The following is a 22,168-nucleotide window of genomic DNA, read 5'->3' on the forward strand; positions in this document are numbered from 1 at the left end:
TCGGACGACGTCATGCTCGAGGGTCATAGAGCATGACGTTCGCTGACTTCCTTCCGAAGGACGTCAGCCTCACGATTGCGGCGGCGCTCTGCGCCGTCGCTTTCATTTCGGGCACCGCGCGCGGCTTCTCCGGCTTCGGTTCGGCGCTGATCTTCATGCCGCTGGCGAGCAGCATCGCGGCGCCGCGGCTCGTTGCTGCGCTACTGCTGGTGATCGATTTCGTCGCAGCCGCGCCGCTGCTGCCGGATGCATGGCGGAAGGCCGATCGCAAGGCCACGGCCGTGATAGTGCTGGGCGCGCTGATCGGCGTACCCATCGGCACCTATTTCCTCAGCGTGCTCGAACCCGTTACCACGCGCTGGATCATCTCCTGCTTCGTAGCGGCGCTGCTCCTTCTGCTGCTGTCGGGCTGGCGCTATCGCGGCAAGGACCATGCCTGGCTGTCGGTGGGCATCGGCGGCCTCTCCGGCTTCTGCAGCGGGCTCGCGCAAACCGGCGGCCCGCCGATCGTCGGCTACTGGCTCGGCCGCCCGATCGCGCCGATGGTCGCGCGCGCCAATATCGTGCTGTTCTTCGGCGCCTCGGATTTCTTCTCGATGGTCAGCTACGCGACGACCGGCCTGATCAGCCGCGAATCGCTGGTGCTGTCGCTGATCGTCGGCCCGGTCTATGCGGTTGGCGTTGCGTTCGGCAGCTCATTGTTCGGCCGCGCCAGCGAGAGGGTGTTTCGCGGCATCTGCTACGCGCTGATTGCGATGGCGGTGATCTTTGGATTGCCGGTGCTGGATGGCGTGCTGCGATAACATCTCCGCTGTCGTCCCGGGGCGCGCGTAGCGCGAGCCCGGGACCCATAACCCCGGGGAGTGGTTATGGGGCAAGGTGGCAACTCCGAGTCTTCGCCAAACCACTCCCTGTGAGTATGGGCCCCGAATCTGCGCTCCGCTTCGCTGCGCCTGTCCGGACGACAGTGGAATTTATCGCGGCTTGATCGTCTTACTGCTTCGGCACGCGCCGCTTCTTCGTCGACTGGGTCGGCACGTCGGCCGGCTCGTCCTTCAGCGCGCCGATCTTGCGCAGGGCTGCATCGGCGGCGCGTTCGCCGCTTTCCCAGGCGCCGTCGACGGTGCCCCAGAGCGTCTCGTGCGTGGCTTCGCCGGCGAGGAACACATTGCCGATCGGCTCGGCCAGGGTCCTTCGCGACAGCTGGCCGCCCGGCGAGGCTGCCGACATCGCGCCCATGACGTAAGGCGAGGCGTTCCAGCGCGTGGCGCTGGTCTTCTGCACCACGGAAGCGGCCTCGCTGCCGAACAGCTTCGTGATCCATTCCCTGGCGAAAGCCACCATCGCCTTCTCGCCCTGCTCGGCGAGATCGCGGCCGAACGAGCCGCCGACATCGATCGAGCACAGCGAGGAGCCGCCGATATTGGCGAACATCAGCGCCGTGCGGGTCGAATTGCTCTGCTCGATCAGGATATCGTCGCGCGACAGGCCGAGCGGATTGCCCGGCAGCTGCAGCACGATGCGATCGTAGCTACCGAGGCTGAGCTTCGATGCCGCATCCAGCGTCCGCTTGGGAATGTCGGGCGCGAACTTGATCGCGCCCGATGTCAGCACATTGGTCGAGACCGTGACGATGGCGGCGCGCGCCGCGATCTTGCCGGCTTGCGTCTCGATGCTGACGTCGCGATTGCTCCAGGCGATGCGGCTCGCCGGCGTCGACAGCGCCACCGGCGCCTGCTCGGCGAGCCTAGCGATCAGTGTGCCCAAACCCTGCCGGCAGGCGATCGCCGCGTTGCGGTCCTGCGCGCGTCCCTTGTCGATCGCGGAGAGCTCCTTCAGGTCCTTGCCGGCAAAGCTCGCGCCCAGCATGAACTCGGCCGCGCCGGCCCAGTCGCCGAGATCCTTCGGCATCACCGATGCGCAGGAGGTGTCGAGCTTGCCCCGCCCGGCCTCGTCGATGGCGCGGTTGGCGCGCACTAGGGCGGCCAGGAACTGCTCGGTCTCGCCCGCGCGGGCATTGCGGCGGCCGATGCGCATTTTCTGGCCCGAGGGCGCCGGCAGCACGTCCAGCCCGGCACTGCGCGCCAGCCGGATCATCGGGTTGGTGTCCGGATTGTACATCCAGCGCGCGCCGCGGTCGAACGGCGTGTCGAAGGTCGTGCTGTCGGTGATGCAGCGGCCGCCGACTTGCGCGGCCGCTTCCACTACGATGACCTTGCGGCCCGTTGCCAAGATACGCCGCGCCGCGGCAATTCCCGCCGCCCCCGCGCCGATCACGACGATGTCAGCCTCGCGCGGCAGGGGCGCGGCGGATGCGCGCAGCACCGGCATCGCCGCAAGGGCCGCCGACGCCGAAAGAAAGCCGCGGCGCGTGATTGTCATGTCATGGTTTCCGGGGACTTGCGGCGAACGTGAACAGCCCGCGAACCTTGCCGTATCCGATGTTGCGCAGCAACCAGGATGGTGAATCAACCATGCTTGATCTCACAGAGTGATGAACCGAATTGCAACACGTTTCGACCATGATAGAGAAGGGAAAAAGACGGCCGGAAAAGGCCGTGGGGGGTTGAGATGGGGACGGTCCTGGATTCTGTCGGCAAGGTGATTGCCGCGTACCTCTCAAAGGAGGTGCCGGGCTATGAGCCGTTCACGCCGAGCGACCCCGAGCATCTGCGCGGCATCATCGAGCCCGGCGACGTGCTGCTGGTCGAGGGCAACAACCGCATCTCCGGCATCATCAAATACCTGACGCAGTCGACTTGGTCGCACGCCGCGCTCTATGTCGGTCCGATCGATGGGGCAGAGGAGCCCAATGGCGAGCCGCATGTTCTGATCGAGGCCAATATCGGCGAGGGCGTCACCTCGGCGCCGCTGTCGAAATATTTCCCCTATCACACCCGCGTCTGCCGTCCGGTCGGGCTGTCCTATGAGGATCGCACCACGGTCTGCCGCTATGCGATCAACCGCATCGGCTTCGGCTACGACACCAAGAACATCGTCGACCTCATGCGCTATCTGTTCCCGCTGCCGATACCGCAGCGCTGGCGCCGGCGCATGATCGCGATCGGCTCGGGCGACCCGACCAAGATCATCTGCTCGGCGCTGATCGCGCAGGCCTTCGACGCCGTGCGCTACCCGATCCTGCCGAAGATCACCAAGGCCGGCAGCCGCGCCGCACGGCGCGAGATCCTGCACATCCGCGATTCCTCGCTCTACATGCCCCGCGACTTCGATATCTCGCCCTATTTCGAAGTCGTCAAACCCACCATCGTGCACGGGTTCGACTACACCGCCTTGCACTGGGCCGACAAGCAGAAGCCGCTCGAGGAGGTGGCGGGCTCATTTAGTGTGTTTCCAGAAACGCTCGTGGCGCCGCCGCTCGCTCCTGAAGCGGCTGACGAAGCGACGTCGGGTGAAATTCCGGCTCAAGAAGTGAGCGCGCCGCCTGCGCGAGCCAGTGTGGCTTTCTCCGAGCATTTCGTGCAGCTGAGCGAGCTCGCGATGTATCGCGCGCGGGCGCGGGAGAAGACGGCTTAGGTTCGCACGGTCTCGTAGGGTGGGCAAAGGCGCGAAGCGCCGTGCCCACGTTCGGGCGCGATCACTGACCGACGGTGGGCACGCTCCGCTTTGCCCACCCTACGAGACTTCGCCACGAGCGCAGCGAAGCAACGGCGGTGGAGAGAGCGCGCGCTACCGATCCGCCCGTCCGATCACCGCCATCAGCTCCGCGATCTTGGCGCGCTGGTCGGCCTTGTCGCCGCTCGCGATGGCGTGCTCGACGCAATGGGCGACGTGATCCTTCAAAACCTCTTCCTCGACCCGGCGCAGCGCGGCGCGCACCGCCGCGATTTGCGTCACGATGTCGATGCAGTAGCGGTCTTCCTCTACCATTCTCGAGAGGCCACGAACCTGGCCCTCGATTCGGCCGAGACGTTTTCCGACGGATGCCTTGATGTCCTTGCGCATGGGGTCTATATACCCCTACCGGGTATAGGTTTCAAGACCAAGCGCAAAGGCCGGAACATGGCAATGAACAACAACGAGCACGAGCATCGTCACAGCGCGGGAACGCATTCCGGATGCGGCTGTTCCACGAAAGCTGCAGCGCCGGCGGCGAAGCCCGAGGCTACCTCGTGCTGCGGCGGCCACGGCGATCATGCCGGCCACGACCATCATCACGGCGACGCCGCAACCAAGGTCAAAGATCCCGTCTGCGGCATGATGGTCGATCCCGCGACCTCGAAGCATCGCATCACACATCACGGCGAGACCTTCCATTTCTGCTCGTCCGGCTGCCGCACCAAGTTCGCCGCCGATCCCGCCAAGTATCTTGCCAAGGACAAGGCGCCCGAACCGGAGATGCCCGCGGGCACGATCTACACCTGTCCGATGCACCCGCAGATCCGCCAAGTCGGTCCGGGCACGTGCCCGATCTGCGGCATGGCGCTGGAGCCTGAGGTCGCAAGCCTTGAGACCGGCCCAAATCCCGAGCTCGCCGACATGACGCGACGGTTCTGGATCGGCGGCGTGCTGTCGCTGCCGCCGATCGCGCTGGAGATGGGCGGCCACCTCGCGGGCCCCCACAGCTGGATCGATCCGACCGTGTCGAATTGGATCCAGCTCGTCTTTGCAACGCCCGTGGTGCTGTGGGCCGGCTGGCCGTTCTTCGTTCGCGGCTGGCAATCGCTGCTGACGCGCAATCTCAACATGTTCACGCTGATCGCGATGGGTACGGGCGTTGCCTATGTCTACAGCGTGCTCGGCACGGTCACGCCGCAGATCTTCCCCGCCACCTTCCGCGGCCATGAGGGCGCGGTCGCAGTCTATTTCGAGGCGGCCGCCGTCATCACCGTCCTGGTGCTGCTCGGCCAGGTGCTGGAGCTGCGCGCCCGCGATGCGACCTCGGGCGCGATCAAGGCGCTGCTGCAGCTCGCGCCGAAGACCGCGCGCCGCGTCGACGCCGACGGCAGCGAGCACGAGGTCGAGATCGACACGCTGCACGCCGGCGATCGCCTGCGCGTCCGTCCCGGCGAGAAGGTGCCGGTCGACGGCATCATCCTCGAAGGCCGCTCGTCGCTCGATGAATCGCTGGTGACGGGCGAATCCATGCCGGTCTCCAAGGAGGCTGGCGCAAAAGTCATCGCCGGCACGCTGAACCAGTCCGGCAGCTTCATCATGCGCGCCGACAAGGTCGGGCGCGAGACGCTGCTGTCGCAGATCGTGCAGATGGTCGCGGATGCGCAGCGCTCGCGCGCGCCGATCCAGCGCCTAGCCGATCAGGTCTCCGGCTGGTTCGTGCCGCTGGTGATCGTCATCGCCGTCGCGGCCTTTGTCGCCTGGGCCTGGTTCGGACCGGAGCCGCGGCTCGCCTTCGGCCTCGTCGCCGCGGTCAGCGTGCTGATCATCGCCTGTCCCTGTGCGCTGGGCCTGGCCACCCCGATGTCGATCATGGTCGGCGTCGGCCGCGGCGCGCAAGGCGGCGTGCTGATCAAGAACGCCGAAGCGCTGGAGCGGATGGAGAAGATCGACACGCTGGTGGTCGACAAGACCGGCACGCTGACCGAAGGCAAGCCCAAGGTGGTGACGATCGCGCCGGCGTCCGGCTTCGCGGAAGAAGACATCCTCCGGCTGGCGGCCACCGTCGAGCGCGCCAGCGAGCATCCGCTGGCCGACGCCATCGTGCGCGCGGCCAAGGAAAAGCAGCTCACCCTCGGCCAGGTCGAGCAGTTCGACTCGCCGACGGGCAAGGGCGCGACGGGCAAGGTCGACGGCAAGACCATCGTGCTCGGCAATGCCAGATATCTGTCGTCGATCGGCGTCGACACCCATTCGCTTGCCGCCGAAGCCGAGCGGCTGCGCGGTGACGGCGCCACCGTGATCAACATGGCCGTCGACGGCCGGCTTGCCGGCCTGTTTGCGATCGCAGATCCGGTCAAGGCCTCGACGCCGGAGGCGCTGAAGGCGCTCGCGGCGGAAGGCATCAAGGTGATCATGCTGACCGGAGACAACCGCACCACGGCCGAGGCCGTGGCGCGCCGGCTCGGCATTGCCGAGGTCGAGGCCGAAGTGCTGCCCGACCAGAAGAGCGCGGTGGTGACCAAGCTGCAGAAGGCCGGCCGCAGCGTCGCCATGGCCGGCGACGGCGTCAACGACGCCCCGGCGCTGGCGGCGGCCGAGGTCGGCATCGCCATGGGCACCGGCACCGACGTGGCGATGGAGAGCGCCGGCGTGACGCTGCTCAAGGGCGACCTCGTCGGCATCGTCCGCGCGCGAAAACTGTCGCAGGCGACGATGAGCAACATCCGGCAGAACCTGTTCTTCGCCTTCGTCTACAACGCCGCCGGGATTCCGATCGCCGCCGGCGTTCTCTATCCGGCGTTCGGTCTGCTGCTCTCCCCGATCATCGCCGCGGCGGCGATGGCGCTGTCCTCGGTGAGCGTGGTCGGCAACGCGCTGCGGCTGCGTGCGACGCGGCTGTAAGGACGCTGTGTAGCCCGGATGGAGCGTAAGCGAAATCCGGGGGTCCTGCCGCATATTGCACCGTCCCGGATTGCGCTTCGCTCCATCCGGGCTACGGTTCAGAGGACATAAGCGGGAGCATCTGATGCAGCGGATTACCATCACGATCGAGGACGATCTCCTGGCGGAGATCGACGCCGCGGCCGAAGCGCGCGGTTACCAGAACCGCTCCGAGATCATCCGTGACCTCGCGCGCGCCGGCCTGCAGCAGAGCGCCGAGGACACCGCGCAAACTGGCCAATGCGTCGCCGGCCTCGTCTACGTCTATGACCACGCGGCGCGCGATCTGTCGAAACGGCTGGTGCAGGAATTCCACGGCCACCACGACCTCGCGCTGGCGACGCTGCATGTTCACCTCGACGACAACAATTGCATGGAGATGACGGCGTTGCGCGGCGCTGCCTCCGAAGTCAGACATTTCGCCGACCACATCATCGCCGAACGCGGCGTGCGCTACGGCCGCGTGGTGATGATCCCGACCGGGAATGGCAAGCCGGCGAAGGCGCGCAAGCACGGGCATAGACACGACTAGGCTGAATCTTACCCTCCAGGGGAGGGTAAAGAAGAAATCGCGCCACCTTCACCGACAAGGGGAGACGGCCCACCGCCCTTGCCGAAGCCGCATCCGGTGTCTACCTCTCGCGCAGTGTCTACCTCAGAGGGTCCCCCATGCTGGATGCCGCCATTAGGGCGCTGTCGCAATTGATCTCGCCGCCGATGCGCTCGATCCTGTGGCGGTCGATCGGGCTTGCGCTGGTGCTGATCACCGTGCTGGCGATCGGCTTGCAGCGGCTGCTCAGCTGGTTTGCGACCTCCGGCGAGGTGTGGCTGGAAGGCCTGCTCGGGCCGGGCTGGCATTCATCGATCGAGGTTCTGTCCTGGATCGTCTCGATCGCGACGGGTCTCGGCGTCGTGTTCGGCGGCATCTTCCTGATGCCGGCGATCACCTCGCTCGTGGCAAGCCTGTTCGTCGACGACGTCGCCGACATCGTTGAGCGCGAGCATTATCCGGCCGAGCGGCCGGGCGCGGCACTGCCGTTCAGCCGGGCGATGCTCGAGGGCATCAAGACCGCGCTCGTGGCCATCCTGGTCTATCTCGCCGCTCTGCCGCTGGTGCTGTTCGCCGGCGCCGGTTTCCTGATCTTCTTCCTCGCCGCCGCCTGGCTGCTTGGCCGTGAATATTTCGAGCTCGCCGCGATGCGCTTCCGCCCGCCGGAGGAAGCCAAGGCGATGCGGCGCGACAATGCCGCGACGGTCTTCACCGCCGGCCTGTTCATCGCCGCCTTCGTCTCGATTCCGATCGTGAACCTGGCGACACCGATCTTCGGCATGGCCTTCATGGTCCACATGCACAAGCGCCTGTCAGGCCCCCGGCCCGAGCTGATCGAGCCGGCGCGGCAGGTGCGATAGCGGCCCGGGGCGGCGTTGCCTCACACCGTCTTCTCCGGCCAGCGACAGAGATCGTTGATCAGGCAGACTTCGCAGCGTGGCTTGCGCGCGAGGCACGTATAACGGCCGTGCAGGATCAGCCAATGATGCGCGTGCAGCATGAACTCGGCCGGGATCACCTTTTCCAGGCCAAGCTCGACCTCCAGCGGCGTCTTGCCGGGCGCTAGGCCCGTGCGGTTGCCGACGCGGAAGACATGGGTGTCGACCGCCATGGTGTGCTCGCCGAAGGCCATGTTGAGCACGACGTTGGCGGTCTTGCGACCTGCGCCGGGCAATGACTCGATCTCCGTGCGCGTGCGCGGCACCTCGCCGCCGAATTCATTGAGCAGCTTGGCCGACAGCGCGATCACGTTCCTGGCCTTGGTGCGGTAGAGTCCGATCGTCTTGATGTAGTCGCGCAAGCGCTCCTCACCGAGATCGAGCATCTTCTGCGGGGTGTCGGCAACGTCGAACAGCGCACGCGTCGCCTTGTTGACGCCGGCATCGGTCGCCTGTGCCGACAGCACCACCGCGACCAGCAGCGTGAACGGGTTGACGTGCTCGAGCTCGCCCTTGGGCTCCGGATTGGCCTTGCGGAAACGGCTGAAGACCTCGTGGACCTCGGCCGGCGTCCACGGTCTTGTGGCTTTAAGTGATTTCTTCGCGGGCGCTTTCGGCTTGGTCGCGACCGGTCTTGCCGTTCTCTTCGGCACCGCCGCTTTGCGCGGGACCGGCTTGCGGGTGATTTTCGCCATGATCGGGATATACTGATGGACGATGAGCACAGGCAACGAAATAGCGCGGTCGCGATCTGAGAGCGAGGATGAGCCTCAGATCTTCTCCGCGCTGCTGACGCCGCACCGCTCGCTGAACCGCACCGGCTTTCTCGCCGTGATGCTGTTCCTGAGCGCCGTCGGCTTCGTCACAGGCCTCACTTTCCTGATGATGGGCGCCTGGCCGGTGTTCGGCTTCTTCGGTCTCGACGTGCTCGTGATCTGGTGGGCCTTCAAGGTCAATTTTCGCGCCGCACGGGCCAGCGAGGAAATCGTGGTGACGCCGTCGGAATTGCGGGTGCGGCGCGTCAGCCATCGTGGCCAGGTTTCCGAATGGACCTTCAATCCGCTCTGGGTCCGGCTCGACCAAGAGGTCGATGAGGAATACGGCATCGAGCACCTTTATCTGATCTCCCGCGGCCGCCGCCTGCTCATCGCGGGCTTTCTCGGGCCGGCAGAAAAGGCCAGCTTTTACAATGCCTTGGTGGGGGCTCTCAACGCCGCGCGGCGCGGCCCGACCTATCATCCGGCGACCTGAGCACAGTCGGAAATCGGGTGGTTTCGCGCCAGCGCCTCCCCTACATTTCCGGTCATGATGACCCTTGCGATACATGACCAGCGCCTGGCCAGGCCGGGCACCCAGAACGCCGCGTTGCGCGACTATGATTCGGTGCGGCGGGCGATCGCCTTCATCTCGGCGAACTGGCGCGCGCAACCGACCATCGAGGCGATGGCGGATGCCGCTGGCGTCACGCCGGATGAGCTGCACCATCTGTTCCGCCGCTGGGCTTCGATCACGCCGAAGGCTTTCATGCAGGCACTCACCCTCGACCACGCCAAGAACCTGCTCAGGGATTCCGCCAGCATCCTTGACGCGGCGCTCGACTCCGGCCTGTCCGGGCCGGGCCGGCTGCACGACCTCTTCGTCACCCATGAAGCGATGTCGCCGGGCGAATGGAAGAACGGCGGTGCCGGCCTCACCCTGCGCTACGGCTTCCATTCCTCGCCGTTCGGCACCGCGATCGTGATCGCCACCGATCGCGGCCTGTCGGGCCTCGCCTTCGCCGATCACGGCGAGGAGAAGATCGCGCTCGCCGACATGACGCGGCGCTGGCCGAACGCCACCTATGTGGAAGATCACGAAGGCACCGCGCCGCTCGCCGCGCGCATCTTCGATCCAAAATTGTGGCGGCCGGATCAGCCGCTGCGCGTGGTGCTGATCGGCACCGATTTCGAAGTGCGGGTGTGGGAGACGCTCTTGAAGATTCCGATGGGCCGCGCAGTGTCCTATTCCGACATCGCCTGCAACATCAGGAATCCCAAGGCTTCACGCGCCGTCGGTGCCGCCGTCGGCAAGAACCCGGTCTCCTTCGTCGTGCCCTGCCACCGCGCACTCGGCAAGAGCGGCACGCTCACCGGCTATCATTGGGGCATCACCCGCAAGCAGGCGATGCTGGGCTGGGAGGCCGGGCAGCTTGGGCTGCAGTAGGCAAGATGCAGTAGGATTTCGTAGGGTGGGTTAGCGCAGCGTAACCCACCTCTCTGGTTTCCGCAGAACAGAAGTGGTGGGTTACGCCAGCGACTGCGCTTTGCGCAGTCGCCGTCTAACCCACCCTACGGCACCGCGCTTGCGGCAAAGTCTACCCCGCCAGATCCAGCTTCGAGGCCACGGTCGAATCCGCGTTGAGGCGGTAGATGATCGGCACGCCGGTGGCGAGCTCGCGCTTCAGAATGCCTTCGGGCGAGAGCTTCTCCAGCACCATGATCAGCGCGCGCAGCGAGTTGCCGTGGGCGGCAACCAGCGTGCGCTTGCCGTTGAGCACACCGGGCAGGATCTCCTGCACGTAGTACGGCAACGCGCGCGCGAGCGTGTCCTTCAGGCTTTCGCCGCCGGGCGGCGGCACGTCGTAGGAGCGGCGCCAGATCAGCACCTGCTCCTCGCCCCATTTCTTGCGGGCGTCGTCCTTGTTGAGACCGGAGAGATCGCCGTAGTCGCGCTCGTTGAGCGCGAGGTCCTTCGAAGTCGGCAGACCCTCCTGGCCGAGCTCAGCGAGGATGAGATCGAGCGTGTGCTGCGCGCGCGTCAGCACCGAGGTGTAGGCGACGTCGAACACCAGGCCCTGTGCCTTCAGCTTGCGGCCGGCTTCTTTGGCTTCCTTCACGCCGAGCTCGGTGAGGTCAGGGTCCTTCCAGCCCGTGAACAGGTTCTTCAGATTCCATTCGCTCTGGCCGTGGCGCACGAGCACGAGAAGGCGTTCGCTCATTGACTGCTTTCCGTTGCTTGATTGGATCAGATATCGTCGAGGCCGAGCACGTCGGCCATGGTGTAGTGCCCCGGCTTCTTGCCGTGCGCCCACAGCGCCGCCTTGAGCGCACCATGGGCGAACAGCATGCGGTCCTCGGCCTGATGCGACAGCGTCAGGCGCTCGAACGGGCCGAGGAAGGTCACGCTGTGATCGCCGGCCACGGTGCCGCCGCGCAAGGAGGCGAAGCCGATATTGCCCGGCCGACGGGCGCCGGTGATGCCGTCCCGGCCGCGTTCGGAATGGTCATCGAGAGTAACCCCGCGGCCGCTCGCTGCGGCCTGCCCCAGCATCAGCGCGGTGCCCGAGGGTGCATCGACTTTCATGCGGTGATGGGTCTCGACGATCTCGATATCAAAACTCTGGTCGAGCGCCTTGGCAACGCGCTTGACCACGGCGGCGAGCAGATTGACGCCGAGACTCATATTGCCCGACTGCACCACCACGGCGCGATTGGTGACGCTCTTGATCACGGCATTGTCCGAGCCGGACAGGCCGGTCGTGCCGATGACGTGCACGAGGCCGCGTTCGGCGGCGATCGCGACATTGGCGATGGTCGCCGCAGGCACTGTGAAATCGAGGATGCCGTCGGCCTCCTTGCACATCGCCCAGAGATCGGCGGAGAGCTTGATGCCGTTGGCGGGCAGGCCGGCGAGCACGCCGGCATCCTTGCCGAGCAGCTGGGAGCCCGGCGCCTCCAGCGCGCCGGCCAGCACGGCGCCCTCGCTTTCAGCAATCGCCCGCACCAGCGCCCGGCCCATCCGGCCGCCGGCTCCCGCAACAATCAAGCGCATGTCGGACATGGTGCGATCCTCTTCGAGGCCGTTGTAGCGGGGGGAGGCAGTTCCGGCAACCGAGGGGAATCGGGGGGCGCAGGCGCTCTTACCCTCCCCTGGAGGGGTCCGGGACGAGCGTAGCTCGCCCGTGGGTCGGCACGCGATCGAGCAAAGCGAGATTGCGTGGTGGGGTGACGGTCTCTCCGCGACGAACAGTGCCCGGTGGAGAGATCACCCCGCCCCGCTCGCGCTGCGCGCGATCGACCCTTCCCCTCCAGGCCCCTCCAGGGAGGGTAAGACGGGATCGAGCCTCAGCCGTCCTGCGGCTGCGGGCCGTCGTAGCCTTCGATGACAATGAGGTCGGCGATCGAGTGCGGCTGGCGCACCTTGATGTTGGCCTGGTATTCCGGCGAGTTGTAGCAGGCGAGCGCGGTCTCGTAGTCAGGGAATTCGATCACGACGTTGCGGTTGCGGCTGGCGCCTTCGACGGCGGTGAACTTGCCGGCGCGGACGACGAAGCGGCCGCCCCATTTCTTGAAGATCGGGCCGTTGGCGATGGCGTAGGGCTTATAGCCCTCGTCATTGCTGACGTCGACACGCCCGATCCAGTAGCCTTTTGCCATTGTTCTTCTCCCTGTTGTTTAGTGGGTTAGCCGAGCGCTTGCGCGATCTCGGCGTGGATGGTGTCCGCGACCGCCTTGGGATCGGCGGCTTCCACAACCGGGCGCCCGACGACCAGATAATCCGCGCCGGCGGCGATCGCACGGCTAGGCGTCATGATGCGCTTCTGGTCGCCGCTGGCGGCGCCCGCCGGACGAATGCCGGGGGTGACTAGGCTCATCTGGTGGCCGACGATCTTGCGCAGGCTACCCACCTCCTCCGGCGAGGACACGAGGCCATCGACACCGAGCACCTGCGCCTGCTGCGCACGCGCCTCGACCAGCTCCGACACGCTGAGCCGATAACCGGCTGCATGCAAATCGTCGTCGTCGTAGGACGTCAGCACCGTCACGGCGAGGATCTTCAGGCTGGCGCTGCCGCGGCCTTCGACGGCGCCTTTCATGGTCTGCGGATAGGCGTGCACGGTGACGAAGGTCGCGCCCAGCTTGGCGACGCTCTCCACGCCGCGCGTCACGGTGTTGCCGATGTCGTGCATCTTGAGATCGGCGAACACCTTCTTGCCCGCATCAGCGAGCTTGCCGATCAGCGGCAGGCCGCCGGCATAAGCGAGTTGATAGCCGATCTTGTAGAACGTGACGCTGTCGCCGAGCTTCGCGATCATCGCCTCCGCGGCATCAACGCTCGGCAGATCGAGCGCAACGATCAGGCGGTCCTTCGGGGCGATCTCGGCTGGCGTCATGTCACCTCACATCATGCGTTGGGAAACGTCGATCAATTGCGCCACCAGCTGCTTCAGCGCGGCGATATCGCCCTCGTTCTTCAGCCTGTCCCTATCGTCATAGGCCTGGTCGGCAAAGGCGAGCGTGAGCTGGCTGGCAATCACGTTGGCGTGGCAGGCGGAGAGGATCAGCCGCAGCGCCTGCAGCGCGCGAGCAGCACCTAACCGGCTCTGCGACGCGCCGGCAAGCGCGAAGACCCGGTTGCGGAACACCTCTCCGCGCGCCTCGTGCAGCTCGTGCACGCGGCTGACCCAGTCGATCGCGTTCTTCAGCAGCGGCGGCACCGAGGCGTTGTATTCGGGCGAGACGATGAGGACGCCGTGATGCGCGCCGATCATGCGCTTCAGATTGATCGCGTGCTTGGGCACGCCGGATTTGGCCTGGAGATCGCCGTCATAGATCGGCAGCGGAAAATCGGCGAGCGAGATGCGGGTGACGTCGACGCCGACCTGGACGAATTCGTAAGCAGCCACCGCCGCCAGCTTCGCATTGTGCGAGCCGGTGCGCAGCGAGCCGGGAATGATCAGGATCTTGAGGGCTGGCATCCAATCTCATGCATTCGGCGAAACGAGCCCGCCGCGCAAAGAGGAGCCGGCGGATTTAATGCTTGCGATACACCCAGACGCGGGCCGGCGGAAGGTTCATCCAGATCCGTTCCGAGGCCTCTGTGGACACGCCGGATAGCGATTTCGGGATCGGCGGCACCACCGCATAGGTGAACTGGATGAAGGGCGCACCGGGCGCGAGCGCGGTGAAGGCATCGCGGATGAGCCGCAGCCGCGTCAGCATCGGTTTGGTGACGAGCGGCAGGCCGGACACGACCGCGCTGGCCGGCGCGCTCAAGACATTCCAGAGCGTGTCGCGCAGGCGGTAGGCATCGCCCTGCACCACCTTGGCTTGCGGGTAGCGGTCGCGCAGCAGCGCGCAGAAGCCGGGATTGTATTCGACGAGAACGAGACGTTTCTGGTCGACCCCGCGCTCGATCAGCGCGGACGTGATGGCGCCGGTGCCGGGTCCGAGCTCGACCACCGGTGCGTCGGAATCGGGATCGACATAATGAGCCATGGTCCGCGCCAGCAGCTTGCCGGACGGCATCACCGCGCCCATGTGCAAGGGCTTTTCGATCCACGACCTGAGAAAGCGCACCTCGTCATCGAGACGAGGCTTCTTCAACGCACGCGCGGACGATGGCAATGGCATGTCGGGACCGGACGGAACCGCAGGACCGCGGCGTGTCAGAAAATGGTCATAAAGACGTATAGGCCGGAGGCGATACGGTCAAGACGCGTCAGTTCGCCCGATTGCCGAAGAAATCCTTGACCTTGGCGAAGAAACCCTCGGCTTCCGGCTGGGTATTGCCGGAGGAGAGCTTTTCGAACTCGGCCAGCAATTCCTGCTGCTTCCTGGTGAGGTTCTGCGGGGTCTCGACCATGACCTGAACGTACATGTCGCCCATCTGGCGCGACCGCAGCACCGGCATGCCCTTTGATGCAATGCGGAATCGGCGGCCCGACTGGGTGCCGGCGGGCACCTTCACCTTGGTCTTGCCCTTGTCGATGGTCGGCACCTCGAATTCGCCGCCGAGCGCGGCGGTCACCATCGAGATCGGCACGCGGCAATGCAGATCCGCGCCGTCACGCTGGAAGAACTGGTGCTGGGCCAGCGACAGGAAGATGTAGAGATCGCCGGGCGGCCCGCCGCGCACGCCAGCCTCGCCCTCGCCGGCGAGCCTGATCCGTGTGCCGTCCTCGACACCTTGCGGAATGTTGACCGAGAGCGTCCGCTCGCGGGTCACCCGCCCTTGTCCCGAGCAGGATGGGCAGGCGTCCTCGATCATCTGACCGCGGCCCTGACAGCCCGGGCAGGTCCGCTCCAGCGTGAAGAAGCCCTGCGACTGCCGCACGCGGCCGGCGCCGCCGCAGGTCGAACAGGTCTTCGGCTTGGTGCCGGCCTTGGCACCGATGCCCGAGCAGGCCTCGCAGGTGACCGAGACAGGAATCTCGATCTGCGCGGTCTTGCCGCCAAAGGCTTCCTCGAGGGTGATTTCCATGTTGTAGCGCAGATCGGCGCCGCGCTCGCGGCCGCCGCGGCCGCGCTGCCCGGCCATGCCGAACAGGTCCTCGAAGATGTCGGAGAAAGAGGAGGCGAAGCCGGCACCGAAACCGGCGCCACCGCCGAAGCCGCCGCCCTGCTCGAACGCGGCGTGGCCGTAACGGTCATAGGCGGCGCGCTTGTCCTTGTCCTTCAGGACCTCGTAAGCCTCATTGATTTCCTTGAACTTGACTTCGCTGGTCTCATCCCCGGGATTGCGGTCGGGATGGAATTTCATCGCCAGCTTGCGGAACGACGATTTCAGCTTGCCTTCGTCGGCGTCGCGTTCGACTTCGAGGGTCTCGTAATAGCAGCGCTTGGTGGACGTGGACATGATGAGCTCGGTCTATCCAATCGCGATTCAAGTTGGCGCGGAACAACGCTGACATGCGGCGGTATGAGCGCCCTTCGACCTTGCGGCGGAGGGCAGCCTGGCAGCGCTGAGAATAACGGCTGGGAATTGATCGATCGTAACGGGGCCGACTTTGAAGGAGTCTTGAAAGGAGTCCTGGCCCGTCCGTCCCGACACGACGGCCTCCCCCGCAAGGGAGGAGGCCGGTAGCGTGTGTGGGGTCCAAGCCGTCCGCATCGTCACCCTCTCGGGGCTTAAGCGGACTTCTTGTTGTTCTTGTCGTCGTCGACCTCGGTGAATTCCGCGTCGACGACGTCGTCCTTGGCCGCATCCTTCTTGGCGTCGGCCTCGGCCTGCTGCTTGTACATGGCCTCGCCGAGCTTCATCGAAGCCTGCGCCAGCGTCTGGGTCTTGGCCTTGATCGCCTCGGCATCGTCGCCCTTCAGCGCTTCCTTGAGGTCGCTGACGGCATCCTCGATGGCGCGGCGCTCGGTCTCGGCAACCTTCGAGCCGTGCTCGGCCAAAGCCTTCTCGGTCGAATGCACCAGGCCATCCGCCTCGTTCTTGGCGGTGACGGCCTCGCGGCGCTTCTTGTCCGCCTCGGCATTGGCCTCGGCGTCCTTGACCATCTTCTCGATGTCGGCTTCCGACAGACCGCCGGAGGCCTGGATGCGGATCTGCTGCTCCTTGCCCGTGGCCTTGTCCTTGGCCGAGACGTTGACGATGCCGTTGGCGTCGATGTCGAAGGTCACCTCGATCTGCGGCATGCCGCGCGGCGCCGGCGGAATGCCCATCAGGTCGAACTGGCCAAGCATCTTGTTGTCGGCTGCCATTTCACGCTCGCCCTGGAAGACGCGGATGGTGACGGCATTCTGGTTGTCTTCAGCCGTCGAGAACACCTGGCTCTTCTTGGTCGGGATCGTGGTGTTGCGGTCGATGATGCGGGTGAACACGCCGCCCAGCGTCTCGATGCCCAGCGACAGCGGGGTGACGTCGAGCAGCAGCACGTCCTTGACGTCGCCCTGGAGCACGCCGGCCTGGATCGCAGCGCCGATCGCCACGACTTCGTCCGGGTTGACACCCTTGTGCGGCTCCTTGCCGAACAGCTGCTTCACGACTTCCTGGACCTTCGGCATGCGCGACATGCCGCCGACCAGCACGACCTCGCCGATCTCACCGGCGGTGACGCCGGCGTCCTTCAGCGCCTTGCGGCAGGGCTCGACGGTCTTCTGGATGAGGTCGTCGACCAGCGCCTCGAACTTGGCGCGGGTGAGCTTCATCGTCAGATGCTTCGGGCCGGTCTGGTCCGCGGTGATGAAGGGCAGGTTGATCTCGGTCTGCGTCGTCGAGGACAGCTCGATCTTGGCCTTTTCGGCAGCTTCCTTTAGGCGCTGCAGCGCGAGCTTGTCGTTGCGCAGGTTGATGCCCTGCTCCTTCTGGAACTCGTCGGCGAGATAACCGACGAGGCGCATGTCGAAGTCTTCACCGCCGAGGAAGGTATCGCCGTTGGTCGACTTCACCTCGAACACGCCGTCGCCGATTTCGAGAATGGAGATATCGAACGTACCGCCGCCGAGGTCATATACCGCGATGGTGCCGGCCTTGGTCTTGTCGAGGCCATAGGCGAGCGCGGCCGCGGTCGGCTCGTTGATGATGCGCAGCACTTCGAGCCCCGCGATCTTGCCGGCGTCCTTGGTCGCCTGGCGCTGAGCGTCGTTGAAGTAGGCGGGAACGGTGATGACGGCCTGCTCGACCTTCTGGCCGAGATGGGCTTCCGCGGTCTCCTTCATCTTCTGCAGGATGAAAGCCGAGACCTGCGAGGGCGAGTAGGTCTGGCCGTCGGCCTCGACCCAGGCGTCGCCGTTGGAAGCCTTCACGATCTTGTAGGGAACGAGCTTCTTGTCCTTCTCGACCATCGGGTCGTCGTAGCGGCGGCCGATGAGGCGCTTCACTGCGAAGAAGGTGCGCTCGGGATTGGTGACGGCCTGGCGCTTGGCCGGCTGGCCGACGAGGCGCTCACCGTCATCCGTGACGGCGACGATCGAAGGCGTCGTGCGCATGCCTTCGGAATTCTCGATGACTTTGGCGTTCTTGCCATCCATCACGGCGACGCACGAATTCGTGGTGCCGAGGTCGATCCCAATGACCTTTCCCATGGTCCTGATATCCTTCTTTTTGCGGCAGGTTGGCTGGGCCCAAGAGGCACCCGAACCGAAACCCCCTAAGATCAAACATCCGCGATATTGCGATGATTGAGGCTCATATAGGAGGGGGGGAGGGGCCCGCAAGGACCGAAGCTAGGTTTCTGCCGCTAAAACATCGGGTTTTGGAAGGTGATATCCGGGCTCAACCGCCCTTGCGGGTGAGGAATTATTAACAGGTCCGGGCGTCGGCAAGCCCCCGCACCCGCAAGCCCGCCCGCCCTGTTGCGGCGAGGCCAAACCGGCTAAAAGGCGGACCGACCGCACAGCCGGCGCAGCTGCTTCGCGCGACAAAGCGGCCCCGTGGCCGACCATCGAACGGCCTCAATGTGAACCAATCAGAGTGGCCATGAAGCTGATCCGCCCCCTCGCCGCGCTCGCCCTCCTCGCCGTAACAGCGCTTCCGGCCTTCGCCGCCGACGTCGTTTTCCCACCCGGCTTGCGTCTCGGCATGGTGCCGCTGATCGGCCTCAGCACGGCCAAGACCTTTCCGGGCTTCGAGAGCGAGGACGGCAACGTCAAGGTGCTGGTCACCGAGCTGCCGCCGGCCGCCTATGGCGAGGTCGTGAGCGCCTTCAATTCCAATCCCGGGGGGACCGGCGGCGTCAAGCAGGACAAGGTCGAGACCCCCGCTGGCCTTGCCTATTTCACCACCGAAAGCGGCAAGGCCGGCGATACCCCGGTGAAGCGGTATTCGATGATCGTGCCCGGCGCCGGCTTCTCCGGCTATGTCGCGGTACAGATCCCGGAGAATGCGACCAAGATCTACACGGACGAGGCGGTGCGACAGATGTTCGCGAGCGCCACCACCCGCAGGCAGGTCTCGGCCGAGGAGCAGATCGCGCTGCTGCCGTTCAAGATCACCGATCTCGCCGACTTCAAGGACATCAAGACCCTGGCACCGGGCTCGAGCATCATCCTGGCCGACGGCGATGAGAGCGTGGGCTACGAGGCGAGGCCGTTCATGATCCTCGGCCTGATCGGCGCCACCCCGCAAGCCGCCGACGACCGCGCCCGCTTCGCCCAGGAGGCGGCGCTCCAGATTCCCGGCGTGCGCGAGTCGCGCATCACCATGTCCGAGCCGATCCGCATCAACGGCCAGCAAGGCTTCGAGACCCGGATCGACGGCGTCAGCGGCAAGGACAAGGTCCCGGTGACGGTGGTGCAGTGGATCCGCTTCTCGAGCGGCGGCGCTTCATTGCGCATCATCGCCAGCGCCCCGCGCGACCAATGGCAAGTCGCCTTCACCCGCTTCCGTGCCGTGCGCGACGGGATTCAGCCGAAGGGGTAGGGCGAAGCCGGCGCTAATCGTGGTTGGTCGCAGTTTCACGAAGAACCTTCGCCCAACTTCTCCCTGTGGTTATGGATCCCGGGTTCGCGCTTTGCGCGCCCCGGGATGACGGCGCTATGGGCTTTGTCAGCCCACGCGCTGGACAGAACCGGCCGCATTTTCGGGCTTCTGTTCGTACACGAACGGAACTAGGCTTCCTCCCGTTGGATCATCCTGGAGGGGAGGTAGACATGCTGGTTCGGCGACAGGTCTTGGCAATGCTTGGAACGACGGCGCTGGCGACGCTCGCGCCAAGCGCGCTGTTCGCGGCCGCACCGATCAAGCCGGACGAAGCGTCCGCGCTGCTCGTGATCGACGTGCAGAACTGCTTCCTGCCCGGCGGGAGCCTCGCGGTGAAGGAAGGCGAGCAGGTGGTGCCGGTCATCAACAAGATCTCGAAGGCATTTGCGAATGTGGTGCTGACGCAGGACTGGCACACGCCGGGCCACGTTTCGTTTGCGTCGGTTCATTCCGGCAAGAAGCCGTTCGAAACGGTCGACCTGCCCTACGGCAAGCAGGTGCTGTGGCCGGACCATTGCGTGCAGGGCACCGAGGGCGCGGCGCTGTCGAAGGACCTGTCGATCCCGCACGCCGAGCTCATCATCCGCAAGGGATTTCACAAGAACGTCGACAGCTATTCGGCCTTCCTCGAGGCCGACGGCAAGACCTCGACCGGGCTCGCCGGCTACCTGAGGGGCCGCAAGATCAAGCGCGTCTTCGTCGCTGGTCTTGCGACAGACTTCTGCGTCGCCTGGACCGCGCTCGACGGGCGCAAGGCGGGCTTCGAGGTCTATGTGGTGGAAGACGCCTGCCGCGGCATCGACACGCAGGGCTCGCTCGCCAAGGCCTGGGCCGACATGGCCAAGGCGGGCGTGAAGCGGATTCAGTCTGCGGATATCGCGGTGAGCGCGTAGGCGGCGCGCTATCCTTCCGTCATTCCGGGGCGCGCTTCAGCGCGAGCTATGGTGCGCAATTTGCGCACCTGAGAATCCATTGTGCGGTTGTCTCTGCTGTTCAATGGATTCCGGGTTCTCGACTTCGTCGAGCCCCGGAATGACGCCAACACTCAGTTCGCCGCGCTGCTCGATTCGTTGTTGTTCGCCGCGGGCGCAGTCTTCGCGCCGCCCTTGGCGACGCCGACCAGCGCCGGGCGCAGCACGCGGTCACCGATGGTGTAGCCGGCCTGCATGATCTGCACCACGGTGCCCGACGGCACCGACGCGTCAGGCACTTCGTACATTGCCTGGTGGAAGTTCGGGTCGAACTTCTGGCCCTGAGGATCCAGCTTCTTCACGCCGTGTTTTTCCAGCGCGTTGAGCAGCGCGCGCTCCGTGAGCTCGACGCCCTCGATCAACGAGACCAGGCCGGGATCAGCCGCAGCACGCGCCTCCGCCGGAACGGCATCGAGTGCGCGCTGGAGATTGTCGGCGATGTCGAGCACGTCGCGCGCGAAGCCGGTGATGCCATAGAGGCGGGCGTCGGCAACTTCCTTGGCGGTGCGCTTGCGCAAATTCTCCATCTCGGCCAGCGTCCGCAGCATGCGGTCGCGCGCTTCAGCCGCTTCCTTTTGCAGGGTTTCGACCGAACCCGGCTCGGGATCGTCGGGCATGATGTAGGGTTTCGACACCACGGGCTCGCCGGTCGCTGCAGTCGTGTCTTGGGGTTGCCGGTCTTGCTCGGTCATCGGCTCTGATCTCGAACTCGTTTCAGGGATGTTGGCCCGGATATCGTGCTTAAGCCCGCGAAAATCAAGCGCCCGTGATCGGCAGAAAGGCCGGTCAGCCCCCCAACAGGCGGCTGACGATGCGGGCGGCGTAGTCCACGGTCGGGATCACGCGGGCATAATTCAGCCGCGTCGGGCCGATCACGCCGAGAACGCCGACGATGTGGCCGGCGGCATCCCGATAGGGCGAGATGATGGTGGAGGACCCCGACAGCGAGAACAGCTTGTTCTCACTGCCGATGAAGATGCGCACGCCTTCGGCGGTCTCGGCCCGGCCGAGCAGATCGATCACGCCGCGCTTGGTCTCGAGGTCGTCGAACAACAGGCGAACCCGCTCCAGATCCTCCAGCGCGTGCAGATCTTCGAGCAGATTGGCGTGGCCGCGGACGATGAGCTGACGGTCCTCGCTCTCGCCGCCGGACCAGCTGGCAATGCCGGCCGAGATCACTTTCTGTGTCAGCTGATCGAGCTCGGCACGGGCCTCGCCGAGTGCGGTCTCGAGCTCGAGCCGCGCTTCGGCCAAGGTCCGGCCGCGGATCCGCGCATTGAGGAAATTGCCGGCCTCTGTCAGCGCCGAAGAGGGAACTCCGGGCGGCAGCGTCAACACGCGGTTTTCAACCTGGCCGTCTTCGCCGACCAGGATCACCAGCGCTTTTTCCGGTTCCAGGCGGACGAATTCGATGTGCTTCAGCCGCGCATTGGATTTCGGCGTCAGCACGACGGCGGCGGCCCGGGTCAGGCCGGAGAGCCGCATCAAGGCCTGGTCCAGCGCCGCCTCGACCGATTGCGCCTCGCCGACGGACGAGAGCTGGCTCTGGATCGCCTGCCGCTCGGCCTCGTTGAGGTCGCCGACCTGCATCAGGGCATCGACGAAGAAGCGCAGGCCCAGTTCCGTCGGCAGCCGGCCGGCGGAGGTGTGCGGGGCATAGATCAGGCCGAGCTGTTCCAGATCGGCCATGACGTTGCGCACAGATGCTGGCGACAGCGGCATCGCAATCAGGCGGGAAATGTTGCGCGAGCCGACCGGCTCACCGGTCGCGAGATAGCTTTCGACAATTTGACGAAAGATGTCGCGGGAACGCTCGTTGAGCTGGGCAAGGCCTGCGCGCGGCGCGATCAGATGGATCGGATCGTGATGGGCCACAGACGGTAACTCCTCTCGGATCCTTATAATTTGTCCATCCGGGCCGCGTCTGACAAGCGTTGCGTTTGCAGGCCGACGGTCAGGGGGTGAATAAGCCCTTGCCGCCCACCCCCGCCCCACCTACAAGC

General features: G+C 65.6%; 22 protein-coding genes. 9 read left to right on the top strand and 13 right to left on the bottom strand.

The window, feature by feature from the left end; translation table 11 throughout:
- Positions 1-32 precede the first annotated feature (32 nt).
- Positions 33-803 carry a sulfite exporter TauE/SafE family protein gene (locus I6F36_RS20600; RefSeq protein WP_225127997.1) on the top strand — a complete coding sequence of 257 codons (771 nt, stop codon included), beginning with the start codon at positions 33-35 and terminating at the stop codon, positions 801-803.
- 190 nt (positions 804-993) lie between these two features.
- Here the strand turns inward: I6F36_RS20600 and I6F36_RS20605 are convergent, their stop codons facing one another.
- On the bottom strand, positions 994-2,382 hold the full coding sequence (locus I6F36_RS20605; RefSeq protein WP_225127996.1) for an NAD(P)/FAD-dependent oxidoreductase: 1,389 nt from the start codon (positions 2,380-2,382) through the stop codon (positions 994-996).
- Positions 2,383-2,571: 189 nt separating this feature from the next.
- Here I6F36_RS20605 and I6F36_RS20610 point away from each other — a divergent pair, with 189 nt between their 5' ends.
- On the top strand, positions 2,572-3,537 hold the full coding sequence (locus I6F36_RS20610) for a YiiX/YebB-like N1pC/P60 family cysteine hydrolase (protein ID WP_225127995.1): 966 nt from the start codon (positions 2,572-2,574) through the stop codon (positions 3,535-3,537).
- A 153-nt stretch (positions 3,538-3,690) separates the two neighbouring features.
- Here I6F36_RS20610 and I6F36_RS20615 read toward each other — a convergent pair whose 3' ends face one another.
- Positions 3,691-3,966: a metal-sensitive transcriptional regulator gene (locus tag I6F36_RS20615; protein WP_036003300.1), complete on the bottom strand. Its 276-nt coding sequence runs from the start codon at positions 3,964-3,966 to the stop codon at positions 3,691-3,693.
- A 63-nt stretch (positions 3,967-4,029) separates the two neighbouring features.
- Here I6F36_RS20615 and I6F36_RS20620 point away from each other — a divergent pair, with 63 nt between their 5' ends.
- The 3 genes from I6F36_RS20620 (at position 4,030) to I6F36_RS20630 (ending at position 7,929) form a co-directional block, all read left to right on the top strand.
- Positions 4,030-6,480, top strand: coding sequence for a heavy metal translocating P-type ATPase (locus tag I6F36_RS20620; RefSeq protein WP_225127994.1), 2,451 nt, complete (start codon positions 4,030-4,032; stop codon positions 6,478-6,480).
- Positions 6,481-6,604: 124 nt separating this feature from the next.
- Positions 6,605-7,051: a nickel-responsive transcriptional regulator NikR gene (gene nikR, locus I6F36_RS20625; RefSeq protein ID WP_197955077.1), complete on the top strand. Its 447-nt coding sequence runs from the start codon at positions 6,605-6,607 to the stop codon at positions 7,049-7,051.
- 137 nt (positions 7,052-7,188) lie between these two features.
- Positions 7,189-7,929 (top strand): sulfate transporter family protein, encoded by a 741-nt coding sequence (locus I6F36_RS20630; RefSeq protein WP_225127993.1) that lies wholly within the window; start codon positions 7,189-7,191, stop codon positions 7,927-7,929.
- A 20-nt stretch (positions 7,930-7,949) separates the two neighbouring features.
- Here I6F36_RS20630 and nth read toward each other — a convergent pair whose 3' ends face one another.
- Complete coding sequence (nth, locus tag I6F36_RS20635) at positions 7,950-8,702, bottom strand: endonuclease III (protein WP_192893023.1); 753 nt, start codon at positions 8,700-8,702, stop codon at positions 7,950-7,952.
- A 22-nt stretch (positions 8,703-8,724) separates the two neighbouring features.
- On the opposite strand from nth, the gene I6F36_RS20640 reads away from it, so the two are divergent.
- Together I6F36_RS20640 and I6F36_RS20645 are read left to right on the top strand one after the other, a co-directional pair.
- On the top strand, positions 8,725-9,258 hold the full coding sequence (locus tag I6F36_RS20640; RefSeq protein WP_225127992.1) for a DUF2244 domain-containing protein: 534 nt from the start codon (positions 8,725-8,727) through the stop codon (positions 9,256-9,258).
- A gap of 54 nt (positions 9,259-9,312) precedes the next feature.
- Positions 9,313-10,209: a bifunctional helix-turn-helix domain-containing protein/methylated-DNA--[protein]-cysteine S-methyltransferase gene (locus I6F36_RS20645; protein WP_036024351.1), complete on the top strand. Its 897-nt coding sequence runs from the start codon at positions 9,313-9,315 to the stop codon at positions 10,207-10,209.
- A gap of 151 nt (positions 10,210-10,360) precedes the next feature.
- Here I6F36_RS20645 and I6F36_RS20650 read toward each other — a convergent pair whose 3' ends face one another.
- The 8 genes from I6F36_RS20650 to dnaK form a co-directional block, all read right to left on the bottom strand.
- On the bottom strand, positions 10,361-10,984 hold the full coding sequence (locus I6F36_RS20650) for a 2,3-bisphosphoglycerate-dependent phosphoglycerate mutase (protein WP_036003261.1): 624 nt from the start codon (positions 10,982-10,984) through the stop codon (positions 10,361-10,363).
- A gap of 26 nt (positions 10,985-11,010) precedes the next feature.
- On the bottom strand, positions 11,011-11,826 hold the full coding sequence (gene dapB, locus I6F36_RS20655; protein WP_109141920.1) for a 4-hydroxy-tetrahydrodipicolinate reductase: 816 nt from the start codon (positions 11,824-11,826) through the stop codon (positions 11,011-11,013).
- A 284-nt stretch (positions 11,827-12,110) separates the two neighbouring features.
- Positions 12,111-12,422 (bottom strand): DUF1330 domain-containing protein, encoded by a 312-nt coding sequence (locus I6F36_RS20660; protein ID WP_036003256.1) that lies wholly within the window; start codon positions 12,420-12,422, stop codon positions 12,111-12,113.
- Between the two features lie 26 nt (positions 12,423-12,448).
- Positions 12,449-13,159 carry an orotidine-5'-phosphate decarboxylase gene (pyrF, locus tag I6F36_RS20665; protein WP_036024347.1) on the bottom strand — a complete coding sequence of 237 codons (711 nt, stop codon included), beginning with the start codon at positions 13,157-13,159 and terminating at the stop codon, positions 12,449-12,451.
- Positions 13,160-13,165: 6 nt separating this feature from the next.
- Positions 13,166-13,744, bottom strand: a complete 579-nt coding sequence (locus I6F36_RS20670; RefSeq protein WP_225172041.1) for an NADPH-dependent FMN reductase — start codon at positions 13,742-13,744, stop codon at positions 13,166-13,168.
- A gap of 55 nt (positions 13,745-13,799) precedes the next feature.
- Positions 13,800-14,399 (bottom strand): class I SAM-dependent methyltransferase, encoded by a 600-nt coding sequence (locus I6F36_RS20675; protein ID WP_036003251.1) that lies wholly within the window; start codon positions 14,397-14,399, stop codon positions 13,800-13,802.
- A gap of 88 nt (positions 14,400-14,487) precedes the next feature.
- The gene (dnaJ, locus tag I6F36_RS20680; protein ID WP_225142479.1) at positions 14,488-15,624 is read right to left on the bottom strand and encodes a molecular chaperone DnaJ; all 1,137 of its coding nucleotides are present in this window, start codon (positions 15,622-15,624) and stop codon (positions 14,488-14,490) included.
- A gap of 272 nt (positions 15,625-15,896) precedes the next feature.
- Positions 15,897-17,798: a molecular chaperone DnaK gene (gene dnaK, locus I6F36_RS20685; RefSeq protein WP_225113134.1), complete on the bottom strand. Its 1,902-nt coding sequence runs from the start codon at positions 17,796-17,798 to the stop codon at positions 15,897-15,899.
- A 394-nt stretch (positions 17,799-18,192) separates the two neighbouring features.
- Here dnaK and I6F36_RS20690 point away from each other — a divergent pair, with 394 nt between their 5' ends.
- Both I6F36_RS20690 and pncA read left to right on the top strand, forming a co-directional pair.
- The gene (locus I6F36_RS20690) at positions 18,193-19,134 is read left to right on the top strand and encodes a hypothetical protein (RefSeq protein ID WP_193760603.1); all 942 of its coding nucleotides are present in this window, start codon (positions 18,193-18,195) and stop codon (positions 19,132-19,134) included.
- 230 nt (positions 19,135-19,364) lie between these two features.
- Complete coding sequence (gene pncA, locus I6F36_RS20695; protein ID WP_036003240.1) at positions 19,365-20,087, top strand: bifunctional nicotinamidase/pyrazinamidase; 723 nt, start codon at positions 19,365-19,367, stop codon at positions 20,085-20,087.
- A 152-nt stretch (positions 20,088-20,239) separates the two neighbouring features.
- Here the strand turns inward: pncA and grpE are convergent, their stop codons facing one another.
- The gene (grpE, locus tag I6F36_RS20700) at positions 20,240-20,857 is read right to left on the bottom strand and encodes a nucleotide exchange factor GrpE (protein ID WP_036003237.1); all 618 of its coding nucleotides are present in this window, start codon (positions 20,855-20,857) and stop codon (positions 20,240-20,242) included.
- Between the two features lie 94 nt (positions 20,858-20,951).
- Positions 20,952-22,040 (bottom strand): heat-inducible transcriptional repressor HrcA, encoded by a 1,089-nt coding sequence (hrcA, locus tag I6F36_RS20705; RefSeq protein ID WP_036003234.1) that lies wholly within the window; start codon positions 22,038-22,040, stop codon positions 20,952-20,954.
- Positions 22,041-22,168 lie beyond the last annotated feature (128 nt).

Source organism: Bradyrhizobium sp. BRP19, from assembly GCF_020194195.1.
Lineage (GTDB): Bacteria > Pseudomonadota > Alphaproteobacteria > Rhizobiales > Xanthobacteraceae > Bradyrhizobium > Bradyrhizobium yuanmingense.